We start from the raw sequence: 24,120 nt of genomic DNA, 5'->3' as shown, positions 1-24,120 counted from the left end.
GGTCAGACGCCCCAGCGAAGGGCCGGAGTATGCACGGGAGCGTCCCAGAGTGTTGTCATCTCGTCATCGAGGCGCAGGACAGTGATGGAGCAGCCCTGCATTTCGAGGGACGTGATGTAGTTGCCCACCAGTGAGCGGGCCACGGTGACGCCCTGCTCGGCCAGTTTCTGGGCGGCCCTGCGGTAGACGATGTACAGCTCGCTTTGTGGGGTGCCGCCCATGCCGTTGACGAACAGGAGCACCTGGTCCCCGGAAGCAAGGCCGAGGTCGCTGACCACCGGATCCAGGAGCCGGTCGGTGATGCCGTCGGCGTTTTCCATCGGGATGCGGTGCCGTCCCGGTTCGCCGTGGATACCGATGCCGATCTCGATCTCGTTTTCCTCGAGCTCAAAACTGGGCACGCCGGCATGCGGAACGGTGCAGGCGGACAACGCCACGCCCATGCTGCGCACGTTCTGGTTGACGCGGTCACCGATCGCGGCGACGGCGTCCAGGTTGTCACCGCGCTCGGCGGCCGCACCGGCGATTTTCTCGACCAGGACGGTGCCGCCGACGCCCCGGCGCCCGGCCGTGTACAGCGAATCCTGCACTGCGACGTCGTCGTTGACGAGCACGGTGCGGATCTCGACGCCTTCGGCCTGCGCGAGTTCGGCGGCGGTTTCGAAGTTCAGGACGTCACCGGTGTAGTTCTTCACGATGTGCACGACGCCGGCGCCGGAGCTTACGGCCAGCGTGGCCGGCAGGATCTGGTCCGGAGTGGGAGAGGTGAACACGGCGCCCGGGACGGCGGCGTCGAGCATGCCCAGGCCCACGTACCCGCCGTGCAGCGGTTCGTGTCCGCTGCCGCCGCCGGAGACGAGCCCGACTTTCCCTGCGACGGGAGCGTCCTTGCGCACGATGTATTTCGGGTCCGGGAAGACGGTCACGAGGTCGGCGTGAGCAAGCCCGAACCCTTCCACTGACTCGTCGACCACGGCTTTGGGATCATTGATGAGTTTCTTCATGGCGGTGCTCCCTGGATGGTGTCCTGGCTGCTTGCTTAGACCCTACTACCGGGGCACGGCCGGCGGTAGGCTCCCCGTTCCCCCGGCCCGGGCTCCCTGATGGGCTGCGAATCCCGGGGCGGCGGGGTTGTGGCCGTGCGTTCCGAACCCCCGCGCTTCAGGCCTGTTGGTCGGCCCAGGCCGGAGAATGCGGCCAGGCATCGACGCCCAGCCACGAGAACGGCGGCGCGGCGAGCCGGCCCTCGCGGGCGCGGGACGTGGCCGGCGGTCCTGACGCGGCAGATACCGCCTCGGCGGTTTGCCCCGTCACGGGCGCGCCGGTGCCGGGCGAGGAGTGGTTGGCGGGTTCGGGCGGCAGCGCTTCCAGCGGCTGGTCCGGCGGCCCTGCCGGAGCGCTGGCGATTGACCTGTGGATTGCGGAGAGATCGGGAAAAATCACGGCTTTGTGCAATTTTTTGCCTCCGGAAGTATGGCGGCCCACCCCCTGGGCCGGCATCAGTTTATCCACCAAATTTACTGAAGGGAAGCCCTGCGTGGACGTCGAGTTCCTGGCGGCTAGGGGCGCCGGCCTGGAGCCACCTTCGCTGGCCGGGGGGCCGGCCTGGAGCCGCCTTCGCTGGCCGGCGAACAGCCGCGCGCAGCCGCAACCCGGCGGGGGCTACAGCTCCTTGATCATCCTGGTGTTGCCCAGCGTGTTCGGTTTGACCCGCGCCAGGTCCAGGAACTCGGCCACGCCTTCGTCGTGCGAGCGCAGGAGCTCGGAATACACCACGGGATCGACGGCGGTCTGGTCAGCCATGACTTCAAAGCCGTGCTTCTTGAAGAACTCCACTTCGAAGGTCAGGCAGAAGACCCGGGAGACTCCCAGCGCGCGGGCATCCTCCAGCAGGCGCTCCACCAGCGCGTGGCCCACGCCCTTGCCGCGCCAAGCGTCCGAGGCTGCGAGGGTGCGGACCTCCGCGAGATCCTCCCACATGACGTGCAGCGCCCCGCAGCCGATCACCCCGCCGTCTTCGGATTCGGCGATCCGGAACTCCTGCAGGCTTTCGTAATAGGCCACGGTTTCCTTGGCCATGAGGATCCGCTGGTCGGCCAGGGGCGCCACGAGGGTCTTGATGGCGCCAACGTCGTCGGTGCGGGCGGGGCGGATGCGGATCGTCTCAGTCGCGGTCTCAGTCACGGTCTCAGTCACAGCCCAATCTTACGGGTGCCCCGGGCCCGGCCGGCTCCCTGCCGGCACGGGCCCGGTCCGTCAGAGACCGAGTTCGTCGGGGACGGGAACGTCCTTGTCCAGCAGGTTCCTGGCCAGGAAGTGCTCCACCACGCCGTACCAGACCTTGGCGTGCTGCGGCTGCAGGATCCAGTGGTTCTCGTCCGGGAAATACAGGAACCGGTGGTCCGTTTCGCCGTTCCCGTCCGCCGCCAGCTGCGACTTGGCGAGCAGTTCGTACCAGAGCCGGAGTCCCTCGCCGATCGGCACGCGGTAGTCCTTGTCGCCATGGATGACCAGCATGGGAGTTCGGATGTTCTCCACGTGCAGGTGCGGGGAGTTCTCCAGCGCCATCTCGGCCGTCATCTCCTTGAGCCAGTACTGCGCGGCGTCGGTGGTGGGGCCGAACTGGTCCAGGGCCCAGAGGCTGGCGTGCGTGACGATTGCCTTGAAGCGGTCCGTCTGCCCGGCCACCCAGTTGGCCATGTACCCGCCGAACGAGCCGCCCATGGCGGCCGTGCGCGTCTGGTCGATGTCGGGGCGCTGCACGACGGCGTCGGTGATGGCCATCAGGTCGGTGAACGGAGCCTTGCCCCATTCCCCCCAGCCGCGCTGGATGTGGTCCTGGCCGTAGCCGGTGGAGAGGGCGGGGTCCGGGAGCAGCACCGCGTAGCCGCGCGCCACCAGCAGCCACGGGTTCCAGCGCCACGTCCAGGCGTTCCAGGATCCCAGCGGGCCGCCATGGATCCAGAGCAGCAGCGGGGCCGGGGCCGCGGCGGACGCGCCCTCCGGCAGAGCCAGGTACGCGGGCACACGGGCGCCGTCGGCCGCCGTCGTCTCCACGCGCTCCAGCGTGCCCGTGAAGTGCGGGCGTTCCGCGGGCGCGGGCAGGCGGACGACGTCACCGGAGGCGAGGTCGATCCGTACAGGTTCGGCGGGGAATTCGTAGGAGCTGCGCAGGGCGTAGGCGCTGCGTCCGTCCGGTGCGACGACGACGTCGGTGTACGCCGCGGCGTCGGCCGTCAGGCGCAGCACCTGGGCCGCCCCGCCCGGGTCTCCGGCCACACCGATCCGGAATACCGGCGATGCGCCGTCCTCGTCGGCGGTGACCAGCAGGGCCGATCCGTCCGGCAGCCATGCGGCAGGGCGGGCCCAGCGGTCCCAGTCATGGGCGAGCGGCGTCAGGGCGCCGTCCCCGGCCGCCGGGCCGGCGACGTCGAGGAGGTGCAGCAAGACCCGCGGGGCCGCCAGCGGCGTGGTGTCGCTTTCGCTGACCACCACCAGGCTCCGGCCGTCCGGACTGACCGGGCCCGGGAAGTAGCTCTGGCCTTCCGTGTCCAGCAGGACCGTGCGGGTGCCGGTGGCGACGTCGATGGCGACCAGGACGGAACGTGAATCGGCATTGGCGAGGGGCTTGGCGAAGCTGCTGTAAATCGTCGTGCCGTCCGGGCTGAGCACCGATTCGGCGTCCCTGAGCCGCGTGCCGGCGTCGGGCGTCAGGTTGCGCATCTTCAGCGGCGGCGCGGCGTCGATGGTTGCCGGCTTTCCGGCCTCCAACGGGTCTCCGGGTTCGACGGCGAACAGCCGCGGCTGCGCCGGGCCCAGGTCCGCATCCCAGTAGCGGACAGGGTATCCGCTGTGCAGGATGGCCGCGACCTTGTTGTCCTTGCGCGCTTTCCGGCGTTCCTCGTCATTGTCCTCGTCCGTGGAGCCGGCCAGGACCGAGGCCGCGACCACCACGGTGTCGGCGTCCTTGGCGGCGTGGACGCCGCCGATTCCGCCGGCCCGGGACAAGGCCACCCGGGCTTCGCCACCGTCGGACGGCAGGATCCAGAGGGCGTTCACCGGGTCTGCCTCGGGGCTCTCCGGATCGGGACGGGCCGAGGTGAAGTACAGGTCGCCGTTGGCGGCAAACACCGCACCGGCCTCCCCCTTGGCGCTGCGCGTGATCCGGCGGGCCTGTTTGGCCCCGCCCGGATCCACCTCCCACAGCGCGGTGCAGTATTCGGTGCCCTTCGCGCCGAGGGTCGCCACGGTGGTCACCAGCCGGGCGCCGTCCGGGCTCAGCGTCAAACCGCTCACTCTGGGGATCGCGAGGTAGTGGTCCAGATCGTGGAAGGGGGTCTCGGGTTGTTCGCTCAGGGTCTCTGAGTCCTTAGCAGCCATGCACCGATTCAACACCGTATGTGGTATCGATCACAAAACGTTCACTAAGAGTGAAACATTGCTTTCAGACACAGCTCCCGAATCATGCGGGACGGGCCCTGGCGCTTCAGCACGGCCACCGTTCGCCGTTCGCCGAAGATGGCCGCTAAGCCAGCTCCCATAGCGGCCATCTCTGGCAAATGGTTCAGTGCGGCGGGCAACGCAAAGGCCCCGCCGCCCCTTTCGGGGCAGCGGGGCCGTTGTTGATGGTGCTTAGACGCTCGGAGCGATCTCCGGGATGCGCGGCTTGGCGTTGCCGGCGAAGGTGAACTTCGCGTCGTCGCCTTCGCCTTCCACGTCCACCACCACGATGTCGCCGGAGTGCAGTTCGCCGAAGAGGATCTTCTCGGAGAGCTGGTCCTCGATCTCGCGCTGGATGGTGCGGCGCAGCGGCCGGGCACCCATGGCGGGGTCGTAGCCGCGGGTCGCCAGGAGAACCTTGGCCGCGGACGTGAGCTCGATGCCCATGTCCTTGTCCTTGAGGCGCTTCTCCAGGCGGGCGACGAACATGTCCACGATCTCGATGATCTCGTCCTGGGTCAGCTGCGGGAAGACCACAACATCGTCAACACGGTTCAGGAACTCGGGGCGGAAGTGCTGCTTGAGCTCTTCCGTGACCCGGGCCCGCATCCGGTTGTAGCCGGTCTGCGTGTCCGTGCCGGACTGGAAGCCGGTGGCAACGCTCTTGGAGATGTCCCGGGTGCCGAGGTTCGTGGTCATGATGATCACGGTGTTCTTGAAGTCCACCACGCGGCCCTGGGAGTCGGTCAGGCGGCCGTCTTCCAGGATCTGCAGGAGCGAGTTGAAGAGATCGGCGTGCGCCTTCTCCACTTCATCGAACAGGACCACGGAGAACGGACGACGGCGGACCTTCTCGGTCAGCTGGCCGCCTTCCTCGTAGCCCACGTAGCCCGGAGGGGCACCGAAGAGCCGCGACACCGTGTGCTTCTCCGAGTACTCGGACATGTCCAGGGTGATCAGGGCGTCTTCCTCGCCGAACAGGAACTCGGCGAGGGCCTTGGCCAGTTCGGTCTTGCCGACGCCGGTGGGGCCGGCGAAGATGAACGAGCCGCCCGGACGCTTGGGGTCCTTGAGGCCTGCTCGGGTGCGCCGGATCGCCTGGGACAAGGCCTTGATGGCCTCGTTCTGGCCGACCACGCGCTTGTGGAGTTCGTCTTCCATCTTCAGCAGGCGCGAGGACTCTTCCTCGGTCAGCTTGAAGACCGGGATGCCGGTGGAGTTCGCCAGCACCTCGGCGATGAGGTCTTCATCAACTTCGGAGATGTCGTCCATGCCGCCGGTCTTCCACTGGCGTTCCTTCTCGGCGCGCTCGGCAATGAGCTTCTGCTCCTTGTCGCGCAGCGAAGCGGCGCCTTCGAAGTCCTGCGCGTCGATCGCGGATTCCTTCTCCAGCTTCATGGCGGCGATCTTCTCGTCCATGATCTTGAGCTCCGGCGGGGCAGTCATGCGGCGGATGCGGAGCCGCGCACCGGCCTCGTCGATCAGGTCGATTGCCTTGTCCGGCAGGAAGCGGTCCGAGATGTAGCGCTCGGAAAGGGCCGCCGCCGAGGCGAGGGCGCCGTCGGTGATGGTGACGCGGTGGTGTGCCTCGTACCGGTCGCGGAGGCCCTTGAGGATCTCGATCGCGTGCGCGACGGAGGGTTCCTTGACCTGGATCGGCTGGAAGCGGCGCTCCAGCGCGGCATCCTTCTCGATGTGCTTGCGGTATTCGTCCAGTGTGGTGGCACCGATGGTCTGGAGCTCGCCGCGGGCCAGCATGGGCTTCAGGATCGAGGCCGCATCGATGGCGCCTTCGGCGGCACCGGCGCCCACCAGGGTGTGGATCTCATCGATGAACAGGATGATGTCGCCGCGCGTGCGGATCTCCTTGAGGACCTTCTTCAGGCGCTCTTCGAAGTCGCCGCGGTAGCGGGAGCCGGCCACGAGGGACCCGAGGTCCAAGGTGTACAGCTGCTTGTCCTTGATGGTCTCCGGGACATCGCCGCGGACGATGGCCTGGGCCAGGCCCTCGACGACGGCGGTCTTGCCGACGCCGGGCTCACCAATCAGCACAGGGTTGTTCTTGGTGCGGCGGGAAAGGACCTGCATGACGCGTTCCATTTCCTGCTCGCGGCCGATCACAGGGTCCAGTTTGTTCTCGCGCGCCGCCTGGGTCAGGTTGCGGCCGAACTGGTCAAGGACAACGGACCCGGCCGGGGTCCCCTCAGCCTGTCCGGGGCCTACACCGGCGCCCGTGGCTTCCTTGCCCTGGTAACCCGAGAGCAGCTGGATAACCTGCGAGCGGACCCGGTTCAGGTCTGCGCCGAGCTTGACGAGCACCTGGGCGGCAACGCCTTCGCCCTCCCGGATAAGGCCGAGGAGGATGTGCTCGGTACCAATGTAGTTATGGCCCAGCTGCAGCGCCTCGCGCAGCGAGAGCTCCAGGACCTTCTTGGCGCGGGGGGTAAAGGGGATGTGGCCGGAGGGCGCCTGCTGGCCCTGGCCGATGATCTCCTGGACCTGCTCGCGGACACCGTCGAGCGAAATGCTCAAGGATTCAAGGGCTTTGGCGGCAACACCTTCACCCTCATGGATCAGACCCAAGAGGATGTGTTCGGTACCAATGTAATTGTGGTTCAGCATGCGTGCCTCTTCTTGGGCAAGCACAACTACGCGACGGGCACGGTCCGTAAATCGCTCAAACATTTCGCCACACTCCTAGCTACGACGTACTTTGATGCTACGTGGCCGGGTTCCAGATTTGGGGCTTGTTCGCCACAGGGGAAACCGGAGGGTTGCGCAACCGCGCCCGGACCGGGTCCCCGGCCAGGGGCAAGAACCGCCCGGAACCCCTCCGGACCGGCGCATCCGGCCCTTCCGGAAGGGCGCATCCTGCCGAGCCGGACGGCCTCAACCGGCCGCTAAGCGGGCCGTTCCGGCCGGGCGGCGGAGCCTGTTCATCGCCGGACGGGCGGGCCGCTCTGCCGGACGGGCGCTCCGCTGCGGGCATGGCAATGCCCCCGTCAGATAACAGGGGCATTGGCATTTGACAGACGCTCGATTACGACGGCATGAAACGTGATTGCGGCTTGATACTGCGCCCTCATGACGGGCCCGGCACTGCACCCTGACGCGGGTCCCTGCTAGGAATTAGCCTTTTGGTAGGCTTCCTGAATTTCAGCCTGGATGCGTCCGCGGCTGTTTACCGCATAGCCGTTGTCCCGTGCCCACTGGCGGATCTGGGCAGAGTCCTGATTCCGTCCGCTGGAAATTTTCGTGCGCGTGGCGCGTCCGCTTGACGTTTTGCGCGCGTGCGTCACAAATCGGTCCACCGCGGAGCGCAGTTCTGATGCATTGCTTGACGACAGGTCTATTTCGTAACTGACGCCGTCAAGGCCAAACCGGACAGTTTCGTCCGCGGATCCCCCATCCAGATCATCAACGAGGATGATTTTTACTTTCTGTGCCATAAAGGACTCTCTTTCCAAAGATCGAGCGTTTAGAAAAGCAGGATGTATCTGGAATAAGTATCCTCCGCGTTACAGCAGGGAGTCAAAGCGCAAAACTCTGCCCAAAGGAAAACCGAAGGCGGCAATAGGGAACTATTACTTCTTTCGGGTAATTAGCTTCCCAGGGTCCCGGAATCCGGTCCTTTGGCCCTAGTTTCGGCTTCGGCATGGGCGCGGGCTTCTGCCTGCCGCTCTGATTTGTCGGCATTGAATATGGATTTCATGGCAAACCAGAAAAGCAGGCCCACCACGATGGGGGGCAGCAATACGGCGATATAGTCCATGCTCAGTGTCCTTCGGGCTTCAACAGGGGGAAGAGGATCGTTTCGCGGATGCCGGCTCCGGTGAACAGCATCACGAGCCGGTCGATGCCCAGGCCGATCCCGCCCATCGGCGGCGCACCGTACTCGAGCGCACGGAGGAAGTCTTCGTCCAGCTGCATTGCCTCCACGTCACCAGCGGCGGAACGGCGGGACTGTTCGGTGAGGCGTTCGCGCTGGATGACCGGGTCGATCAGTTCGGAGAACGCCGTGCCCCGCTCCATGCCGCCGATGATGAGGTCCCAGGCCTCGATCAGGCGGCCGTCTTCGCGGTGCTGGCGGGCCAGCGGCTGCGCGGACGGCGGATAGTCGTAGACGAACGTGGGGTTGAGCAACGTCGGCTCCACCAGTTCGCCGAAGAGTTCGACGACGAGCTTCTCGGCTTCCCAGGCGGCGTCGACCTTAACCTCGTGCTTGGCAGCCAGCTCCAGCAGCTCGGTAACCGGGGTATCGGGGGTTACTTCCTGGCCCACGAAGTCGGACAGCCCGGGGTAGACCGCCAGCCAGGTCCATTCGCCGTCGAGCTTGATCTCCCCGGCTTCGGTCTGCAGCACGCGGCCCACACCGGCGGCGTCGGCGGCGTCCAGGATGATCTCCTTGATCCGGTCCGCCATGACGAACTGGTCCGCCCAGGCCTCGTAGGACTCCAGGGTGGTGAACTCGGGGCTGTGCGTGGAGTCCACGCCCTCGTTGCGGAAGACCCGGCCCATGTCGTAGACGCGGTCGATCCCCCCCACCACCGTGCGCTTGAGGTAGAGCTCGGTAGCGATGCGCAACGTCATCTTCTGGTCGAAGGCGTTCATGTGCGTCTCGAAGGGACGGGCCGTGGCACCGCCGTGAACCAGCTGCAGCATGGGGGTTTCAACCTCAACGTAGCCCTGGCGGTGCAGGGTTTCGCGGATGGAGCGGGTGATCGCGGCGCGGGTGTACACCATCTCGCGGGCTTCGTCGCGGACAATGAGGTCCACGTAGCGCTGGCGGACACGCGTTTCTTCGTTCAGCCCGGCGTGCAGCACGGGCAGCGGGCGCAGCGCCTTCGAGGCCATGGTCCAGGAATCCGCCATGACGGAGAGTTCGCCGCGGCGTGAGGAAATGACCTCGCCCTTGATGAAGACGTGATCGCCGAGGTCCACGAGGGACTTCCACTCCGCGAGTGCCTCCTCACCGATGTTGGCCAGGCTCAGCATGACCTGCAGCCGCACGGCTTTGCCGTCCAGGCCGCCCTCCTGGAGGGTGGCGAAGCAGAGTTTGCCCGTGTTGCGGATGAAGACGATGCGGCCGGTCACGCCAACGGCGTCGCCGGTGGTTTCATCGGCCTGCAGGTAGGCGTATTTCTCCCGGATTTCCGTGAGCGAGTGCGTGCGTTCGACACCCACCGGATATGCCTCGACGCCGCGTTCGATCAGCTTGGCGCGCTTCTCCATGCGGATGCGGGTCTGTTCGCTGGCATCATGCGGCTCGGCGGCGGTGTTCGGGGTGGGGGTGTTTTGGGAAGTCACAATCCCCAAGTTTACCGTCGATTTGCGTCCGGGAAGGTCCCGGCCCGGTTCTGCCCGGGCGGCAGCCAGGCGGACGGGGTGCGGGAATAGACTCGAAGTTGTGGAGACATGGACAGTGAGGACCGACGACGGCAAGGGACACCTTGAGCTGCACACCATCCGCCCGGCGGGGCACGCACCGGGCAGAACAGCCGCGTCCGACGCCGCCGTGGCGTCCCGCGGCGAAGGATCCGGCGTCGTCGTCGTGCACGGGACCCTGATCACCGATGCGCTCTACCGGTCCTTTGCCCGAAAACTTTGCCGGCTGCTGGACCAGCCGGTGCACTGCTACAACCGCCGCGGACGCGCCGGCTCCTCGCACCAGCCGGCCGACTATTCCGCCGCCACCGAGGTGGCCGACCTGGCAACGGTGCTCCGCGAGACCGGCGCCAGCGACGTCGTGGCCCACAGCTATGGCGGGTTCGTGGCCCTCGAGGCCGCCCGGCGCATGCCGATCCGCAGGATGGTGACTTACGACGCCGCCGTGAGCCTCTCCGGGAACCTCACCCAGCGCTGGCGGCCCGAACTGGAAAGGTCCGTGGCTGCCGGCGAACTCGACCACGCCTGGGCGCATTTGGTGCAAGGCCTGGAGACGGCCGGCCCGGTGTCCATGCTGCCCCTGGGCGCACTGCGCATGCTCAGCATCCTCTCGGCCCGGACCAGGCTCGGCGCCGAAATGCGGCAACTGCTGCCCACGGCCGTCGCCGAGATGCGCGCCGTACTGGATGCCGACGCCGAACTCGAGGATTTTGCCGCCATCACCACCCCCACCCTCATGCTCAGCGGCGGCTGGAGCCCCGGCTACTTCGCCGACACGAGCCACCAGCTTGCCGACGCCGTCCCCGCGGTCAGCTTCGCCGTGGTCCCCGGGCAGCTCCACGAAGGCCCCATCCGGCCGGGAAGCCGGCTGGCCCTCCGCACGGCCCGGTTCCTCCACGGCGGACCCGGGGCTGCGACCCCGCCGCCCGTCAGCCTGGCCGGCAGCCTTGCAGCCGCGGGCGTGCCGGCCCGGTGGCGGCGCAGTGGGCCCGGCCGCTGAGTGCTGCGACGCGACCGACCGCTAGAATCGGGGGCGACCCTTTCGAAAGGACCCCCTTGGCCAAGCTCTACTTCCGCTACGGCGCCATGAACTCCGGCAAATCTACGGGGCTTCTGCAGGCGGCCTTCAACTATGAGGAACGCGGCCAGCGGGTCCTGCTGGCCAAGCCGGACGTGGACACCAAGGGCGACTCCGACGTCGTGTCCCGCCTGGGCATGACCCGTTCGGTGGACTTCCTGATCCCCGCCGGCGCGTCGGCCCGCGACCTGTTCACCGCCCAGGCCCACGGCGACGATCCCGACGCCCTCCTGCAGCACGTGGACACCCCGCCGGTGGCCTGCCTGCTGGTGGACGAGGCCCAGTTCCTGGAACCGGAGCAGGTGGACGACCTCTTCCGCATCGCGGTCCTGGACAACGTCCCCGTCCTCGCCTACGGCATCCGCACCGACTTCCGGACCCGCGCGTTCCCCGGTTCCCTGCGCCTGCTGGAGATCGCGCACACCCTCGAAGAGCTCAAGACCATCTGCCGCTGCGGACGGAAGGCCATCTTCAACACGCGCCGGATCGGGGACCACGTGGTGTTCGACGGGAACCAGGTTGCGATCGATGGCCAGGACGTCTGGTACGAGTCACTCTGCGGCGCCTGCTACCTCGAGGTGTCCGGCGGCCGGCTGGGCAACTAGCGACGGCGCGATCGTGCGGCGCCGCTGCGACGGGACCACAACTGAACTGCGGTCATAGTGGATTGCGGTCATAGTGGGCTGCGCCCTACTGGACTGGCGCCATAGTGCACCGCGGCTTACTGCACTGGGGCGTGGCCTCGGCTAGGCTCGGAGCATGACCCGCGAGAACATCAGAACCCCCAACGGCGGAACGATCGAGCTTTTGAGCACGGGCGCCGAGCTCGCCTCGGCGGGTTCGGGCATCGTTGTCGTGCCGGCCTCGATGGTGACGGCCGCCGACTACACCCGTTTCGCGCAGAAGCTCAGCGCGTCACTTGGACGGCCGGTGCACACCTTCAACCGTCGCGGCCGCGGCTCGTCCTCCCCGCAGCCTGAGGATTACACCCTCGACGTGGACATCCACGACCTCGACGCCGTCATGAAGCACACCGCCAGCACGGACGTCTTCGGCCATAGCTTCGGCGGGGCAGTGGCCCTGCACGCGGCCCGCACCCTGCCGGTGGAACGGCTGGCCGTGTATGACCCCGCCGTGTCCGTCAACCACAGCGTCACGGCGGACTGGACGCCCGAATACGAGCGGGCGACCGCAGCCGGCGACGACGACCGCGCCCTCGCCGTCCTGCTCAAGGGCCTGGAGACCGGCAGCGCCCTGTCCCGGATGCCGCTGTCCATGCTGACGCTGGCGAACAAGCTTTCGGCGGGCACCCCGATCGGCAAGCAGCTGCGCGACCTCATGCAGACCGGCGTCCGCGAGATCAAGGCGATCATCGCCGCGGACATGCCGGCCGAACCCTTCCTGGAACTGCCGCTGGAAACGCTGATCATCGTGGGCGAGAAGAGTCCGGCCTATTTCGGGGTGGCCTGCGCCCAGATCCACGATGTCCTCTCCGGCTCCAGCTATACGATCCTGCCGGGCATGGGCCACGACGGTGTCAACAAGGCGCCGGACAAGCTGATCGCCGAGCTGAGCGCGTTTTACGCAGGCTAACCCGCACCACGCAACGCCCTATCAAGCAACGCTGGGTCACTTGGCGCCCATTCCGGAGGGCGAGACCGGCGCTAAGTCACCCCGCGTTGTTTTTTGATTGCAGCTAGTGGGCGGCCGGGTGTCCCGCACCTTCGGTTTTGCGCATCATGGTGGACAGTACGACGGCGGCGACGGCTATGACGGCCGCCGTCAGGAATGCGGCATGCATGCCGGCGACCATGCCCGAGGCAACGGCCACGAAGGCGTAGATCGAGACCAGGAGCGCCGTGCCGGCGGCGCCGGCCACCTGCTGCAGCGTGCTCATGATGGCCGAGCCGTGGGAGTACAGGTGCGGCGGCAGCGGGTTCAGCCCGGTCGTGAAGGCGGGGGTGAACAGCAGCGCCAGGCCCAGGCTGAGTGCCACGTGCAGGGCGATGATCCACCCCAGCGGCGACGTTGCGTCCAGCATGGAGAACTGCCAGAGGGACAGCACCATCATGATCGAGCCTGTCACTGTCAGCGGCAAGGGCCCGACCCTGTCGAATACGCGGCCGATGAAGGGCCCCAGCAGGCCCATGGCGAGGCCGCCGGGCAGCAGGACCAGGCCGGTCTCGAGGGAGGTCAGGCCGCGGATTTCCTGCAGGTACAACGGCAGCAGGATCACCGCGCCGAACAGCGCGATCATGGCCACGACCAGCAGCAGCACGGAAACGGTGAACATCCGGAACGTGAAGGCGCGCAAGTCCAGCAGGGGGCCGCCGGTCTTCTGGAGCTTCAACTGGCGCAGGACGAAAGCTGCCATGGCCAGCACACCAACGGCCAGTGCCACCACGGCGGGGGTGCGGGAGCCTGCCTGGCCGCCGCCGATCTGGCTCAGGCCGTACACCAGGCCGCCGAAGGCGGGGACCGTGAGCACCACGGAGAGGGCATCGAGCCGGGTTTTCTCGGTCTCACCGATGTTGGTCAGATACCTGGCCCCGATGGCGAGCGCGGCGAGGGCGATCGGCAGCACGAAGACGAACATGAACCGCCAGGAAAAATGCTGGAGGATCAGGCCGGAAACTGTCGGGCCCAGTGCCGGCGCAACCGAAATGGCGATGCTGACGTTGCCCATGACTGCGCCGCGGCGCTCCAGCGGCACGAGAGTGAGGATGGTGGTCATCAGGAGCGGGAGCATGATGGCGGTGCCGCCGGCCTGGACGATGCGGGCCAGCAGCAGGACTTCGAAGCCCGGCGCGAGGGCGGCCAGCAGGGTGCCGCCGGAAAAGAGTCCCATGGCCAGCATGAACACGGCACGGGTGGTCAGCCGCTGCAGGATGAACCCGGTGGTGGGGATCACGACGGCCATGGTGAGCATGAAACCCGTGGATAGCCACTGCACGGTAGGCGCATCGATGTTCAGATCCACCATCAGCCGCTGCAGGGCCACGTTCATGATGGTCTCGTTGAGGATCACGACGAAGGTGGCCACCAGCAGCGTGGCGATGATGGCCACGGACTCCCGGGGCATCTTTGCCGGCGCGGTGGGCGCGGTGGATGCCGCGGGCGCGGCCGGCGTGGCCGATCCGGGGATGGCGGGGGCAGCGCCCGGTGCGGGATCGCCAGAGGCGTTGGAAGAGACGTCTGTTGACATGGGAATTCCCTCAGGGAGTTTGGTGTGGGTCCGGCGAGCGTCGGCGCTGCTGCAGGTTCCAACAGTCTAGGGCCCGGGGGCATTCCCGTCACCGCGAAAACAACGCGGGTTCGGATAAGCCGATGACGGGCGGCGGCATGGGCTGTATCTGACCCCGCGTTGCTTATTGGTGGTGGGGTTGGGGCTAGGAGTTCAGGGGCGCGTTGTCGATGAGGCGGACGGGGCCGACCTTGGCAGCGATGATCGCCAGCCCCTCGCCGCGGAACGGGGTGTCCCGGCAGTTCTCCGCCAGGGGCTCGAGAGTGCGCGGATCCACCACCTCGAAATAGTCCAGCTCCACGAGCGGCTGGGACCGGACGAGGGCCTGCGCGGAATCGATGTCCAGCGGCTCATGGGCGTTGGCGCGCTCCTCGATGAGCCGCAGCGCGCGGGCGAGCACCAGGGCCGCCTCGCGCTGGTCTTCGGAGAGGAAGCGGTTGCGGCTGGACAGCGCCAAGCCGTCGGCCGAGCGCACAATGGGCACCGGCACGATCTCCACGGGAAAATTCAGGTCAGCCACCATGCGCTGGACCAGGGCCAGCTGCTGCGCGTCCTTCTGGCCGAAATAGGCGCGGTACGCGGGCTGGCCGCCCCCGGGCAGGCCGGCCCCAGGAATGCCGTAGTGGAGCAGTTTCGCGACGACGGTCAGCGCGCCGTCGAAGTGCCCCGGCCGGGACGCGCCTTCCCATTTTTCGCCCAGGGGTCCCGCCGTGATCCGCACAAGGGGTGCCCCGCCGGGGTAGACCTCCTCAACACCCGGCGCGAACGCCAGGTCCACCCCTTCGGCGTCGAGCAGCGCGAGGTCGGCGTCGAGCGTCCGGGGGTAGCGTTCGAGGTCCGCGGCCTCGCCAAACTGCAGCGGGTTGACGAAGATGGTGGCCGCCACGACGTCGTTCTGGGCGACGGCCGTCCGGGCCAGCTGGGCATGTCCCTCGTGCAGGGCGCCCATGGTGGGCACGAGACCCTGGGACGTGCCACCTTTCTGTGCCAGCAGCCGGGCGCTTGCGGCGCGGAGCTGGGCAGCAGTGGTGACGAGTTGGATTGCCATGTCAGGGTCCTTCCGGGGCGGGCGTCCCGTTCTGGCCGGGGCCGCCGAGCGCCTGTTCGATGCCGTCGAGTTGTTCCGGCTTCAGGAGCCCGCGGCTTCCTGCCCGGCGGGCTGTCGCCCGGGCCATGGCCAGGTACGCCTCAAGAATATCGCCGGCCGCGCCGCCGTCGTACTCGCGGAGGGCGCCGGCGTGCGCGGCCACCGTGCCGGTGTCGCCGCGGGCCACGGGCCCGGTCAGGGCCGTTTCACCGGAGGCGAGGGCGTTCTCGAGGGTGGCGCGCAGCAGCGGGCCCAGCATCCGGTCCGGGGCGTCGACGCCGACGTCGCGGAGCAGCTGCGAGGCCTGCGCCACGAGCGTGACCAGGTGGTTGGATCCGTGCGCGAGGGCAGCGTGGTAGAGGACGCGGTCGGCCTCGGCGATCGCGACGGGCTCGGCGCCCATTTCGACGACGAGTGCCTGGGCGATCGGCAGCATCGCGGCGTCGGCCGTGACGCCAAAGGTGCAGTCCAGGAGCCTGGTGAGGTCCAGGCTCATGCCCGTGAACGTCATGGCCGGGTGCAGCGCGAGCGGCACGGCACCGGCGGCGCGGACCGGATGCAGGATCCCGACGCCGAAGCGCCCGGAGGTGTGTGCCACGAGCTGGCCGGGCTGCCAGGCGCCGAGCTTGGCCAGTCCGTTCACCAGCGGGCCCAGGGCATCGTCCGGGACGGCGAGCAGGACCAGTTCGGCCCGCTCCACGATGTCCTGCACGTCCAGGATCGGGACGCCGGGCAGGAGCGTTTCGACGCGTTCTTTGCTGGCGTCCGAAACGGCGGACGCCCCGATGACGGCGTGCTCGGCTCCGCGCAGCGCCGCCCCCAGGACGGCGCCGACCTTCCCTGCGCCAATGATTCCGACGCCGAGGCGTCCTGGTTTAGCCATGATGCGGGCCTTCCTGGGGGTCTTCGACGGGTGGTGCGGCCGGCTGGGCCGCCGGCTCCAGCCAGTGTTCGCTCTTCTGGTGCTTGCGCGCGGCGCGGGCACGGGCGGACTGGGCATCGAACAGGGCCCGGGCCTCGTCGAGCCCGGCCTGGATGAGCCGCGGGGCCACCGGACCGGCCGTGGTGTGCAGGACCAGGTCCGCCACCCGGAACCGCCGGGCGAGCGGGCCCTGCTGGAGCGCCATGGACTGGGTGCGCTGGTGCGGCACCACCACGAAGTTCCGCCACCAGCGGCCCGACCTCAGGAGCAGGGCGGTCTCCGTTGCCGCGAAGCCGTTGCGCCGCCAGCCCAGCGGCGCCAGGAACCGGGCCCGGCGCGGGCTGGTGACGAAGCCGCCGTCGGCGTCCTTCCCTGCTGCGCTGCCCGGGATCCCGGCAGGGTCCGCGAGGCCGGTGATCCCCGCGGTGAACAGCCCCACCGGGTCCGGGGTCCCAGGATCCGGGAGCACCAGGGAGAGGATATCCATGACGTCGCCGAGGTATCCCACCGGAAGCAGCGTGGTTCGGGCCGATCCTTCGCCGGCGCTGCCGGCCAGGCCATAGCCGGCCACGTTGACTTGGATCCGGTACCAGCCGAACATCCGCCACAGCGGCGGCTGGCTGACCTTCAGCGCCTGGATCCGGCCCGGCGGAACGGTCTGCGCCTGCGTGTCCAGCAGGCCGTACCGCAGCCGGATGCCGTCCGGGGAAATGGCGGCCGTGAAGTTGTAGCCCTTGTTGAACGAGGACCAGTAGGAGGCGATGAGTCCGATCGCGGCAGGGATCAGGAAGACCGTGAAGTTCCGGTTCTCCGTGACGGCGGAGAGCATCACCGAGGCAATGCCGCCAGCCAGGATCACGACACTTTGTTCGCTCAGAAGCAGCGAGCCCACCAGGCGCGGCGGCGGCACGGTGAGCACGGCCTGTTCCGGGGCTTCCACGGCGGCGGCCTCCAGCTCTCCGGACTCCGGGTCTCCCGGTTCCCGCACCGGCGTTCCGCCCGCGGCACCGGAGGCGCGGGCCAGGATTGTCGCGCGGAGCTGCCGGGCCTCGTCCGCGCGCAGGTACGCCAGGCGCACCGCGGACTGGCCGGCGTCGGCGACTTCGAACCGCAATTCAGCCAGTCCGAAGATCCGTGCCAGTAGAGGTTGCACGACGTCGATCGCCTGCACCCGGTCCAGCCTGGCCTGCCGCTGCTGCTTGAACAGGAAACCGGTGTTGACGCGCACGTAGCCGCCGGCCACCTGGTAGCGGGTGAAGTACCAGCTCAGGACGTAGCCGAGAACGGTCAGCAGAATCAGGGCGCCGCCGCCGAGCAGCAGCCAGGGCGCCCGTCCGGCCAGCCGCTCGTCAAAGAGCGGGCCGCCCTGCAGGAACCGTTCGAAACTGTCGCGCCCAAAAAAGAACAGCAGTGCAGCCAGCGCCACCCAGCCGCGGACAAAGGGTGAGGCGGGGTGCACGCGCAGCCAGCCGGCGTCGGCGGTTCCTTCGATTCCGGAGCCGACGGCGGTTGCGTCGGCGGCGCGTCCGGCATCCTCCGGTGTCAGCGCCATCCCGTCACGGCCTTCCCGTCACAGCCCGGCCAGCCGGGCTTCGCCGCGGGCGGACAGTTGTTCGCGGAGCCGGGCGCCTTCGCTCGCGGGCAGCCCCGGAATCTCGGCGCTGGTCGCGGCGGCCGCGGTGTGCAGCTTCAGTGTGCACAGGCCCAGCTGGCGTTCGACCGGGCCCACCGCGATGTCGACGTACTGCATCCGCCCGTAAGGAACCACGAGCGTGCGCTGGAAGAAAATGCCGCGCCGGATCAGGAGGTCATCCTCACGCTCGGCGTAGCCGATCGAGCGCACCTGCCGGGGAATCAGCGCGAGCCGCCACAGGGCCAGCAGCAGCGCTACCGCGGGCAGGGCGACGGCCAGCCAGACCGGCAGCCAAGTCCCGCCGGTCAGCACCAGGATGAGGGGAAGCGACAGCAGGGCCACCGCGACCAGGGTTCCCAGCGCCCATCCCGCGAGGCGCACGGTGACGTACTTCGGGGAGATCCGGAGCCAGTCGATGCCCGGAGGATCAATCGCTTCGGTAGGCATATTCGCCTTCCGCCGAGGGCTTGCTGCGTTTTCCCTGCACGCCTGGCCGGGAATCGGCGTCGCCGTCCTCGGGGGGAATCCGGCAGAACCGCTCGACGACGAGCCCGACGATCACCATGATCAGCCCGCCGCCAGCCATAGCCAGGGCCTGCCAGGTGATCTCCTGGTTGCTGCGCAGGTTCCACAGCCTCAGTTGCTCCACCACGATTCCCGCGTGCCAGCCCAGCAGGACCGACCCGGTGTAGGCGCAGGCCTGCGCGAGGACCAGGGTCCAGGCAGCCAGGATGGGGTTGAGGATTCTCTTCTTCTTGCCGTTGCGCCACCGGAGCACGCGGATGCCCAGCACCAGCGTGAGGGCCACGATCACGCCCATGGTCACCAGGCCCGTCAGCGGCAGCACCGGGGTGGCCAGGCCGTAGCGGCCGGAGAGCATGGTGGCGAACCAGCCGGCCACGGCCAGGACCACGCAAATGGCCAGCAGGAGCAGGGGGCTGGTCAGCTTCACGGCCGCTCCGCCGCACCGGGCACGCCGGTGATCTCCGTGGCAGTGACATCCGCTGCGGCGGAGTTCTGGAAGCCGTCAAAGGTGGCAAGGTCGGCGAAATCGGCGGCTTTCGCCGCGAGGTCGCCCACGCGTTCGCCGTTGAGCTCCGCCACGGGATCGATCAGCGACCACGGATAGAGCACGAACGCCCGTTCCGCGGCCCGGGGGTGGGGCAGGGTGAGCTCGGGATCGGAGCTGACCACATCCCCGTACGTGATGATGTCCACGTCCAGGGTCCGAGGCCCCCACCGGACCTCGCGCACGCGCAAATGCTTCTGCTCCACGTCCTGGCAGTGCTCGAGCAGTCCGAGCGGCGGCAGCGACGTCTCGACGGCAATCACCATGTTCAGGAAGTCGGGCTGGTCCGGCGGACCTCCCACGGCCTTGGTCTGGACGATCGGCGAGATGGCCAGCAGGCGCACCTCCGGCGGGTCGACGAGGTCTGCAACGGCGGCGGACAGGGTGTCGCTGCGCTCCCCCAGGTTGCTGCCGAGCGCGATCACGGCACGGGTGTAGAGCGGGCTCACGTCCGCCTCCGGTGCACGCTGACGGCGACGTCGCCAAAGTCGACTTCGATCGGGGCCTTGGGCTTGTGCACGGTGATGTCCACGGCGGCGACGGCGAATTTCTGCAGGACGTCCTCGGCAATCCGCACCGCGAGGGCCTCAATCAGGTTCAGCGGCTCACCGGTGATCCAGTCCCGGATGCAGTTGGCCACCTCGCCGTAATGCGCGGTGTCCACGACGTCGTCGGAAGCGGCCGCTTTGCTGAAGTCCAGGTGCAGCACCGCGTCGACAACGAATGGCTGCCCGTCGCGGCGCTCGAAATCGAACACACCGTGATGGCCGACGGCGGTGACGCCGCTCAGCGTGATCTGATCCATGGTGCCGGCCGGTCAGTTCGTGCCGGCGTTGGCGGAACCGGCCGGTGCCGGGGGAACCATGTGGGCGGCGACCTTGACGGCGTCCAGGCTCGCGCCTACGTCGTGCACGCGCACAGCCCAGGCGCCGCGGAAGGCGCTGATGGCGGTCATGGCGGCGGTGGCGGCGTCGCGTTCAACCGGCTGGGCGGCCTTGCCGGCCACGGTCAGGAGACTGCCCAGGAAGCGTTTGCGTGAGCCGGCGACGAGGACCTTGTGGCCCATGGCCTGCAGGACATCCAGGTGCTGCAGGAGCTCCCAGTTCTGGCCCTCGTTCTTGGCGAAGCCCAGTCCCGGGTCCACAATAATCTGTTCCGGCGCGACCCCGGCGGCGTACAGCTTGTCGCGGACGCCGGCGAGCTCCATCACGACTTCCCGGGCGACGTCACGGTAGTCCGTCAGGGAGTTCATGGTGCTGGCGTCGCCGCGGCGGTGCGTGAGGATGTAGGGGACCTTGGTGCGGGCGGCGAGTTCGGCCATTTCCGGTTCCATGGTCAGGCCCGAGACGTCGTTGATGATCGCGGCGCCGGCCTTCAGGGCCGCGGCAGCCGTCGCGGCGTGGGTGGTGTCGATGCTGACCAGGGCGCCGGCCTTGACCAGGGCCTCGATGACCGGCAGGACGCGGCGCTGTTCCTCGTCAGCGCCGACTGCCGTGGCACCCGGGCGGGTGGATTCGCCGCCGACGTCAATGATGTCCGCCCCGGCGTAGAACATCCGCAGCCCGGCCGCGATCGCCGTGTCCGCCGTCGCGTGGGCTCCGCCGTCGCTGAAGGAATCAGGGGTGACGTTGAGGATTCCCATCACCAGTGTCCGGTCCGTGGGCAGGTCCTGGAACTTCGCCGCCGGGCGCGGTTTGCGCAGGATGGGCAGGGGCGAAGTGGCGGGGCCGGTGCCCGGGGCTGCAGCTAGGGAGTCCATGGTCTGTGTTCTTACCTTCCGAGTATGAGGCTCATGGCTTCGGCACGGGTGGCCGGGTCATGGAGTTGCCCGCGCACTGCGCTGGTGACGGTCTTGGCGCCGGGCTTGCGGATTCCCCGCATGGACATGCACAGGTGTTCACATTCGACGACGACGATCGCGCCACGCGGATTGAGGTGCGTAACGAGGGCCTCGACGATCTGGGTGGTCAGGCGTTCCTGGACCTGCGGGCGCTTGGCGAACATGTCCACCACGCGCGCCAGCTTGCTCAGGCCCGTGACCTTGCCGTCGTGGGACGGGATGTAGCCCACATGCGCCACCCCGTGGAACGGCACCAGGTGGTGCTCGCAGGTGGAATAGAACGGAATGTCCTTGACCAGCACGAGTTCCTCGTGCTCGAGGTCGAAGGTGGTGGCCAGGATCTCGGCGGGGTCGTGGTGCAGGCCTGCGAACATTTCCACGTAGGCCTTGGCCACCCGCTTCGGGGTGTCAATGAGGCCGCCGCGGTCCGGGTCCTCACCGATCGCCAGCAGGATTTCCCGTACTGCCGCTTCGATCCTGGGGCGGTCCACTTTGGACTTTGAATGCGGGGCTCCCCCGTCCCCCGCCGAAGCAGCGGCGGGGGCGGGAACGTCGTCGTCGAAGTTAGAAGTCACAGAAGAAGCCTAGCCGGGATGACCATCAGTCCCGATATCTGTTGCACCGCCCTGGAAGGACTCCTGCCCGCCGACGCCCTGGGCATGCGGGGGCTGGGCGTCCAGCGGCTCTTCGAGCCGGGCGTGGGTGGCTTCCTCCTGGGCTTCACGCTCCGCCTTTTCACGGCGTGACTCCACCGGGCCGGCGGTCTGGAGCGTGCGGGTCTCCTTGGAGAGCCAGACGTCGCGGAAGTCGCGCTTGCGGATGTGGGTGAATATTTGCGCGATTTCGGCCTGGTTCAGTGTTTCGCGTTCGAGCAGTTCCAGCGCCAGCTCGTCCAGGACATCCCGGTTCTCGGTCAGGATGGCGTAGGCCTCATCATGGGCGCCGTCGATCAGGCGGCGCACTTCCTCGTCGACGATGTAGGCGATCTGGTCCGAGTAGTTGCGCTCGTGGCCGGCGTCGCGGCCCAGGAACGGCTCGCCGCCGCCCTGACCGAGGCGCACGGACCCGACCCGTTCGCTCATGCCGAACTCGGTGACCATCTTCCGGGCGATCCCGGTGGCCTTCTCGATGTCATTGGATGCACCCGTGGACGGATCGTGGAAGACGAGTTCCTCGGCGACGCGGCCGCCCATGGCGTAGGCCATCTGGTCAAGCAGTTCGTTGCGGGTGATGGAGTACTTGTCGTTTTCCGGGACCACCATGGTGTAGCCGAGGGCACGGCCGCGGGGCAGGATGGTGATCTTGGTGACCGGGGCGGAGTTCCGCAGGGCAGCCGCGACGAGGGCATGGCCGCCTTCGTGGTACGCGGTGACTTTGCGTTCGTGTTCCTTCATGACCCGGCTGCGCTTCTGCGGGCCGGCCATGACGCGGTCGATCGCCTCGTCCAGGGCGCGGTCATCGATCAGGTTGGCGTTGGACCGGGCCGTCAGCAGGGCGGCCTCGTTCAAAACGTTGGCCAGGTCCGCGCCCGTGTAGCCGGGGGTCTTCTTGGCAACAGCCTTGAGGTCGACGCCGGCAGCCATCGGCTTGCCCTTGGCGTGCACCTGCAGGATCTGGTCGCGGCCGATCAAATCGGGGGCCTCAACCCCGATCTGCCGGTCAAAGCGGCCCGGACGCAGCAGGGCGGGGTCCAGGACGTCGGGGCGGTTCGTGGCGGCAATCAGGATGACGTTGGTCTTGACGTCGAAGCCGTCCATTTCCACCAGCAGCTGGTTCAGGGTCTGCTCGCGCTCGTCGTTGCCGCCGCCGATTCCGGCGCCGCGGTGCCGGCCGACGGCGTCGATCTCATCGACGAAGATGATCGCCGGCGCGTTGGACTTGGCCTGCTCGAAGAGGTCGCGGACACGGGAGGCACCCACGCCGACGAACATTTCCACGAAGTCGGAGCCTGAGATGGAGAAGAAGGGTACGCCGGCCTCGCCGGCAACCGCGCGGGCCAGGAGGGTTTTGCCGGTGCCCGGAGGGCCGTAGAGCAGCACGCCCTTGGGGATTTTGGCGCCAACGGCCTGGAACTTGGCCGGTTCCTGCAGGAATTCCTTGATCTCCTCGAGTTCCTCGACGGCCTCATCGGCGCCGGCGACATCGCTGAAGGTCACCTGGGGCATGTCCTTGTTGACGAGCTTGGCCTTGGACTTGCCGAACTGCATCACCTTGGACCCGCCGCCCTGCATCCGGGAGAGCAGGAACCAGAACAGGACGCCGAGCAACAGCACGGGCACCAGCAGGGAGAAGAGCCCGGAGAACCAGTTGTTTTCGATCGGCTGGTCGGTGAAGCCGCCGGACGGTTTGGAGTCCGTGACGGCCTTGACGACGTCCTGGGCGCGGGCGTTGACGAAGTAGAACTGGACGTTCTTGCCCTTGTCCTGCCCGTCGACCTGAAGGTTGTCCTTCAGGACCAGGTCCACCCGGTTCTCGGCGTCAAAAATCTTGGCCTGTTCAACTTTGCCGCCGGCTGTCAGCAGCTCAAGGCCCTTGTCGGTGTCGATCCGGCTGGCGCCGCCCGGCGCAAGCGTGGCAAATGCCAGCAGCAGCATGGCCACCACGACGACAATCCAGATGCCGGGGCCCTTGAAGAAACTCTTAGCTTTCATCTGTTCGGGGCTGGCCCCGTCCCTCCTGGTAGTGCTGCACGGCGACCGGTCTGCGCGCGTGTGGTGCTGCGTCAGCTTCTAGCTATACACCGTCGCACTACCTCACGCACGGCAAAGGGCAAAAGTTCCCTGTGGGCGTAGCGGGGCCGGGCCTCCGGCCGCCCGGGGCCCGGACGGGGTTGCCTTCGCGTGGACGATTTACTCGTAGACGTGCGGAGCCAGGGTGCCGACGAAGTCCAGGTTGCGGTACTTCTCGGCGTAGTCCAGGCCATAGCCCACCACGAACTCGTTGGGGATGTCATAGCCGACGTACTTGACGTCGATCTTGACCTTGGCGGCCGTCGGCTTACGGAAGGCGGTGCAGATTTCCACCGACGCCGTGCCGCGCGATTCCAGGTTCGTCTTGAGCCAGGACAGCGTGAGGCCGGAATCGATGATGTCCTCGACGATCAGGACGTCTTTGCCCATGAGGTCGGTGTCGAGGTCCTTCAGGATGCGGACCACGCCTGAGGACTGCGTGCCCGAGCCGTACGAGGAGACGGCCATCCAGTCCATGGAGACGTGGGTGTGCAGCGCACGGGCCAGATCTGCCATGACCATGACGGCGCCCTTGAGCACGCCGACGATCAGGAGGTCGCGGCCCTCGTAGTCCTTGTCGATCTGCGCCGCGAGTTCGGTGATCCGTTGCTGGATCTGTTCCTTGGTGTAGAGAACGTGTTTGAGGTCTGCCTGGACGTCGTTTGAATCCACCAATGGCTCCTGTGTAGATGC

Annotated in this window: 23 protein-coding genes; 3 read left to right on the top strand and 20 right to left on the bottom strand. The window is 67.7% G+C overall.

The genetic code is table 11. The features are described 5' to 3' along the window. Nucleotides 1-2: 2 nt before the first annotated feature. The 8 genes from dhaK to lysS form a co-directional block, all read right to left on the bottom strand. The gene (gene dhaK / locus AC1DRO_RS09730; RefSeq protein ID WP_223914689.1) at nt 3-1,004 is read right to left on the bottom strand and encodes a dihydroxyacetone kinase subunit DhaK; all 1,002 of its coding nucleotides are present in this window, start codon (nt 1,002-1,004) and stop codon (nt 3-5) included. A 157-nt stretch (nt 1,005-1,161) separates the two neighbouring features. Continuing rightward, entirely contained in the window at nt 1,162-1,443 is a 282-nt protein-coding gene (locus tag AC1DRO_RS09725; RefSeq protein ID WP_476950672.1) for a hypothetical protein, read from the bottom strand. 219 nt (nt 1,444-1,662) lie between these two features. Next, nucleotides 1,663-2,196, bottom strand: coding sequence for an amino-acid N-acetyltransferase (locus AC1DRO_RS09720; protein WP_173403079.1), 534 nt, complete (start codon nt 2,194-2,196; stop codon nt 1,663-1,665). 60 nt (nt 2,197-2,256) lie between these two features. After that, on the bottom strand, nt 2,257-4,380 hold the full coding sequence (locus AC1DRO_RS09715) for a S9 family peptidase (protein WP_476950671.1): 2,124 nt from the start codon (nt 4,378-4,380) through the stop codon (nt 2,257-2,259). 252 nt (nt 4,381-4,632) lie between these two features. Continuing rightward, nucleotides 4,633-7,125 carry an ATP-dependent Clp protease ATP-binding subunit gene (locus AC1DRO_RS09710; protein ID WP_028276917.1) on the bottom strand — a complete coding sequence of 831 codons (2,493 nt, stop codon included), beginning with the start codon at nt 7,123-7,125 and terminating at the stop codon, nt 4,633-4,635. A gap of 437 nt (nt 7,126-7,562) precedes the next feature. Further along, the gene (locus AC1DRO_RS09705) at nt 7,563-7,889 is read right to left on the bottom strand and encodes a histone-like nucleoid-structuring protein Lsr2 (RefSeq protein ID WP_028276918.1); all 327 of its coding nucleotides are present in this window, start codon (nt 7,887-7,889) and stop codon (nt 7,563-7,565) included. 152 nt (nt 7,890-8,041) lie between these two features. Next, nucleotides 8,042-8,212, bottom strand: a complete 171-nt coding sequence (locus AC1DRO_RS09700) for a hypothetical protein (protein WP_476950670.1) — start codon at nt 8,210-8,212, stop codon at nt 8,042-8,044. A gap of 2 nt (nt 8,213-8,214) precedes the next feature. Further along, a complete protein-coding gene (gene lysS / locus AC1DRO_RS09695) occupies nt 8,215-9,747 on the bottom strand; it encodes a lysine--tRNA ligase (protein WP_476950669.1) in 1,533 nt (510 codons plus the stop codon). Nucleotides 9,748-9,847: 100 nt separating this feature from the next. On the opposite strand from lysS, the gene AC1DRO_RS09690 reads away from it, so the two are divergent. From AC1DRO_RS09690 to AC1DRO_RS09680, 3 genes are all read left to right on the top strand, one after another. Beyond that, complete coding sequence (locus AC1DRO_RS09690) at nt 9,848-10,825, top strand: alpha/beta fold hydrolase (RefSeq protein ID WP_476950668.1); 978 nt, start codon at nt 9,848-9,850, stop codon at nt 10,823-10,825. Between the two features lie 56 nt (nt 10,826-10,881). Next, nucleotides 10,882-11,508 carry a thymidine kinase gene (locus tag AC1DRO_RS09685; protein ID WP_028276920.1) on the top strand — a complete coding sequence of 209 codons (627 nt, stop codon included), beginning with the start codon at nt 10,882-10,884 and terminating at the stop codon, nt 11,506-11,508. A 154-nt stretch (nt 11,509-11,662) separates the two neighbouring features. Further along, complete coding sequence (locus tag AC1DRO_RS09680) at nt 11,663-12,496, top strand: alpha/beta fold hydrolase (protein ID WP_028276921.1); 834 nt, start codon at nt 11,663-11,665, stop codon at nt 12,494-12,496. Nucleotides 12,497-12,599: 103 nt separating this feature from the next. Here AC1DRO_RS09680 and AC1DRO_RS09675 read toward each other — a convergent pair whose 3' ends face one another. From AC1DRO_RS09675 to hpt, 12 genes are all read right to left on the bottom strand, one after another. Then, nucleotides 12,600-14,108, bottom strand: a complete 1,509-nt coding sequence (locus AC1DRO_RS09675) for an MDR family MFS transporter (protein WP_476950667.1) — start codon at nt 14,106-14,108, stop codon at nt 12,600-12,602. A 184-nt stretch (nt 14,109-14,292) separates the two neighbouring features. Beyond that, nucleotides 14,293-15,195, bottom strand: a complete 903-nt coding sequence (gene panC / locus AC1DRO_RS09670) for a pantoate--beta-alanine ligase (protein ID WP_476950666.1) — start codon at nt 15,193-15,195, stop codon at nt 14,293-14,295. Nucleotide 15,196: 1 nt separating this feature from the next. After that, a complete protein-coding gene (locus tag AC1DRO_RS09665; protein ID WP_223914698.1) occupies nt 15,197-16,117 on the bottom strand; it encodes a Rossmann-like and DUF2520 domain-containing protein in 921 nt (306 codons plus the stop codon). Next, complete coding sequence (locus AC1DRO_RS09660; RefSeq protein ID WP_476950665.1) at nt 16,110-17,708, bottom strand: PH domain-containing protein; 1,599 nt, start codon at nt 17,706-17,708, stop codon at nt 16,110-16,112. The genes AC1DRO_RS09665 and AC1DRO_RS09660 overlap by 8 nt, the downstream gene beginning before the upstream one ends. A gap of 18 nt (nt 17,709-17,726) precedes the next feature. Further along, nucleotides 17,727-18,236 (bottom strand): PH domain-containing protein, encoded by a 510-nt coding sequence (locus AC1DRO_RS09655; RefSeq protein ID WP_476950664.1) that lies wholly within the window; start codon nt 18,234-18,236, stop codon nt 17,727-17,729. Further along, entirely contained in the window at nt 18,217-18,741 is a 525-nt protein-coding gene (locus AC1DRO_RS09650; protein ID WP_476950663.1) for a DUF3180 domain-containing protein, read from the bottom strand. Before AC1DRO_RS09650 ends, AC1DRO_RS09655 begins: the two co-directional genes overlap by 20 nt. Beyond that, nucleotides 18,738-19,307, bottom strand: coding sequence for a 2-amino-4-hydroxy-6-hydroxymethyldihydropteridine diphosphokinase (gene folK, locus AC1DRO_RS09645; protein WP_476950662.1), 570 nt, complete (start codon nt 19,305-19,307; stop codon nt 18,738-18,740). The genes AC1DRO_RS09650 and folK overlap by 4 nt, the downstream gene beginning before the upstream one ends. Next, entirely contained in the window at nt 19,304-19,663 is a 360-nt protein-coding gene (folB, locus tag AC1DRO_RS09640) for a dihydroneopterin aldolase (protein WP_028276929.1), read from the bottom strand. Before folB ends, folK begins: the two co-directional genes overlap by 4 nt. 12 nt (nt 19,664-19,675) lie before the next feature. Beyond that, nucleotides 19,676-20,617 (bottom strand): dihydropteroate synthase, encoded by a 942-nt coding sequence (gene folP, locus AC1DRO_RS09635; protein WP_476950661.1) that lies wholly within the window; start codon nt 20,615-20,617, stop codon nt 19,676-19,678. An 11-nt stretch (nt 20,618-20,628) separates the two neighbouring features. After that, nucleotides 20,629-21,273, bottom strand: coding sequence for a GTP cyclohydrolase I FolE (folE, locus tag AC1DRO_RS09630; protein ID WP_230007204.1), 645 nt, complete (start codon nt 21,271-21,273; stop codon nt 20,629-20,631). 9 nt (nt 21,274-21,282) lie between these two features. Then, complete coding sequence (gene ftsH, locus AC1DRO_RS09625) at nt 21,283-23,349, bottom strand: ATP-dependent zinc metalloprotease FtsH (protein ID WP_028276931.1); 2,067 nt, start codon at nt 23,347-23,349, stop codon at nt 21,283-21,285. Nucleotides 23,350-23,547: 198 nt separating this feature from the next. Next, nucleotides 23,548-24,099: a hypoxanthine phosphoribosyltransferase gene (hpt, locus tag AC1DRO_RS09620; protein ID WP_018774939.1), complete on the bottom strand. Its 552-nt coding sequence runs from the start codon at nt 24,097-24,099 to the stop codon at nt 23,548-23,550. Nucleotides 24,100-24,120: the final 21 nt, after the last annotated feature.

Source organism: Arthrobacter sp. P4_F11, assembly GCF_056401395.1.
This window is presented reverse-complemented; position numbering and strand designations above follow the sequence as displayed.

Excerpts from the sequence above, each read along its gene's own strand:
- ftsH (WP_028276931.1), bottom strand. The coding sequence starts at position 23,349 with ATGAAAGCTAAGAGTTTCTTCAAGGGCCCCGGCATCTGGATTGTCGTC.
- AC1DRO_RS09715 (WP_476950671.1), bottom strand. The coding sequence starts at position 4,380 with ATGGCTGCTAAGGACTCAGAGACCCTGAGCGAACAACCCGAGACCCCC.
- AC1DRO_RS09660 (WP_476950665.1), bottom strand. The coding sequence starts at position 17,708 with ATGGCGCTGACACCGGAGGATGCCGGACGCGCCGCCGACGCAACCGCC.
- AC1DRO_RS09705 (WP_028276918.1), bottom strand. The coding sequence starts at position 7,889 with ATGGCACAGAAAGTAAAAATCATCCTCGTTGATGATCTGGATGGGGGA.
- AC1DRO_RS09675 (WP_476950667.1), bottom strand. The coding sequence starts at position 14,108 with ATGTCAACAGACGTCTCTTCCAACGCCTCTGGCGATCCCGCACCGGGC.
- panC (WP_476950666.1), bottom strand. The coding sequence starts at position 15,195 with ATGGCAATCCAACTCGTCACCACTGCTGCCCAGCTCCGCGCCGCAAGC.
- folP (WP_476950661.1), bottom strand. The coding sequence starts at position 20,617 with ATGGACTCCCTAGCTGCAGCCCCGGGCACCGGCCCCGCCACTTCGCCC.
- AC1DRO_RS09710 (WP_028276917.1), bottom strand. The coding sequence starts at position 7,125 with ATGTTTGAGCGATTTACGGACCGTGCCCGTCGCGTAGTTGTGCTTGCC.
- AC1DRO_RS09680 (WP_028276921.1), top strand. The coding sequence starts at position 11,663 with ATGACCCGCGAGAACATCAGAACCCCCAACGGCGGAACGATCGAGCTT.
- dhaK (WP_223914689.1), bottom strand. The coding sequence starts at position 1,004 with ATGAAGAAACTCATCAATGATCCCAAAGCCGTGGTCGACGAGTCAGTG.
- folB (WP_028276929.1), bottom strand. The coding sequence starts at position 19,663 with ATGGATCAGATCACGCTGAGCGGCGTCACCGCCGTCGGCCATCACGGT.
- AC1DRO_RS09665 (WP_223914698.1), bottom strand. The coding sequence starts at position 16,117 with ATGGCTAAACCAGGACGCCTCGGCGTCGGAATCATTGGCGCAGGGAAG.
- AC1DRO_RS09700 (WP_476950670.1), bottom strand. The coding sequence starts at position 8,212 with ATGGACTATATCGCCGTATTGCTGCCCCCCATCGTGGTGGGCCTGCTT.
- AC1DRO_RS09655 (WP_476950664.1), bottom strand. The coding sequence starts at position 18,236 with ATGCCTACCGAAGCGATTGATCCTCCGGGCATCGACTGGCTCCGGATC.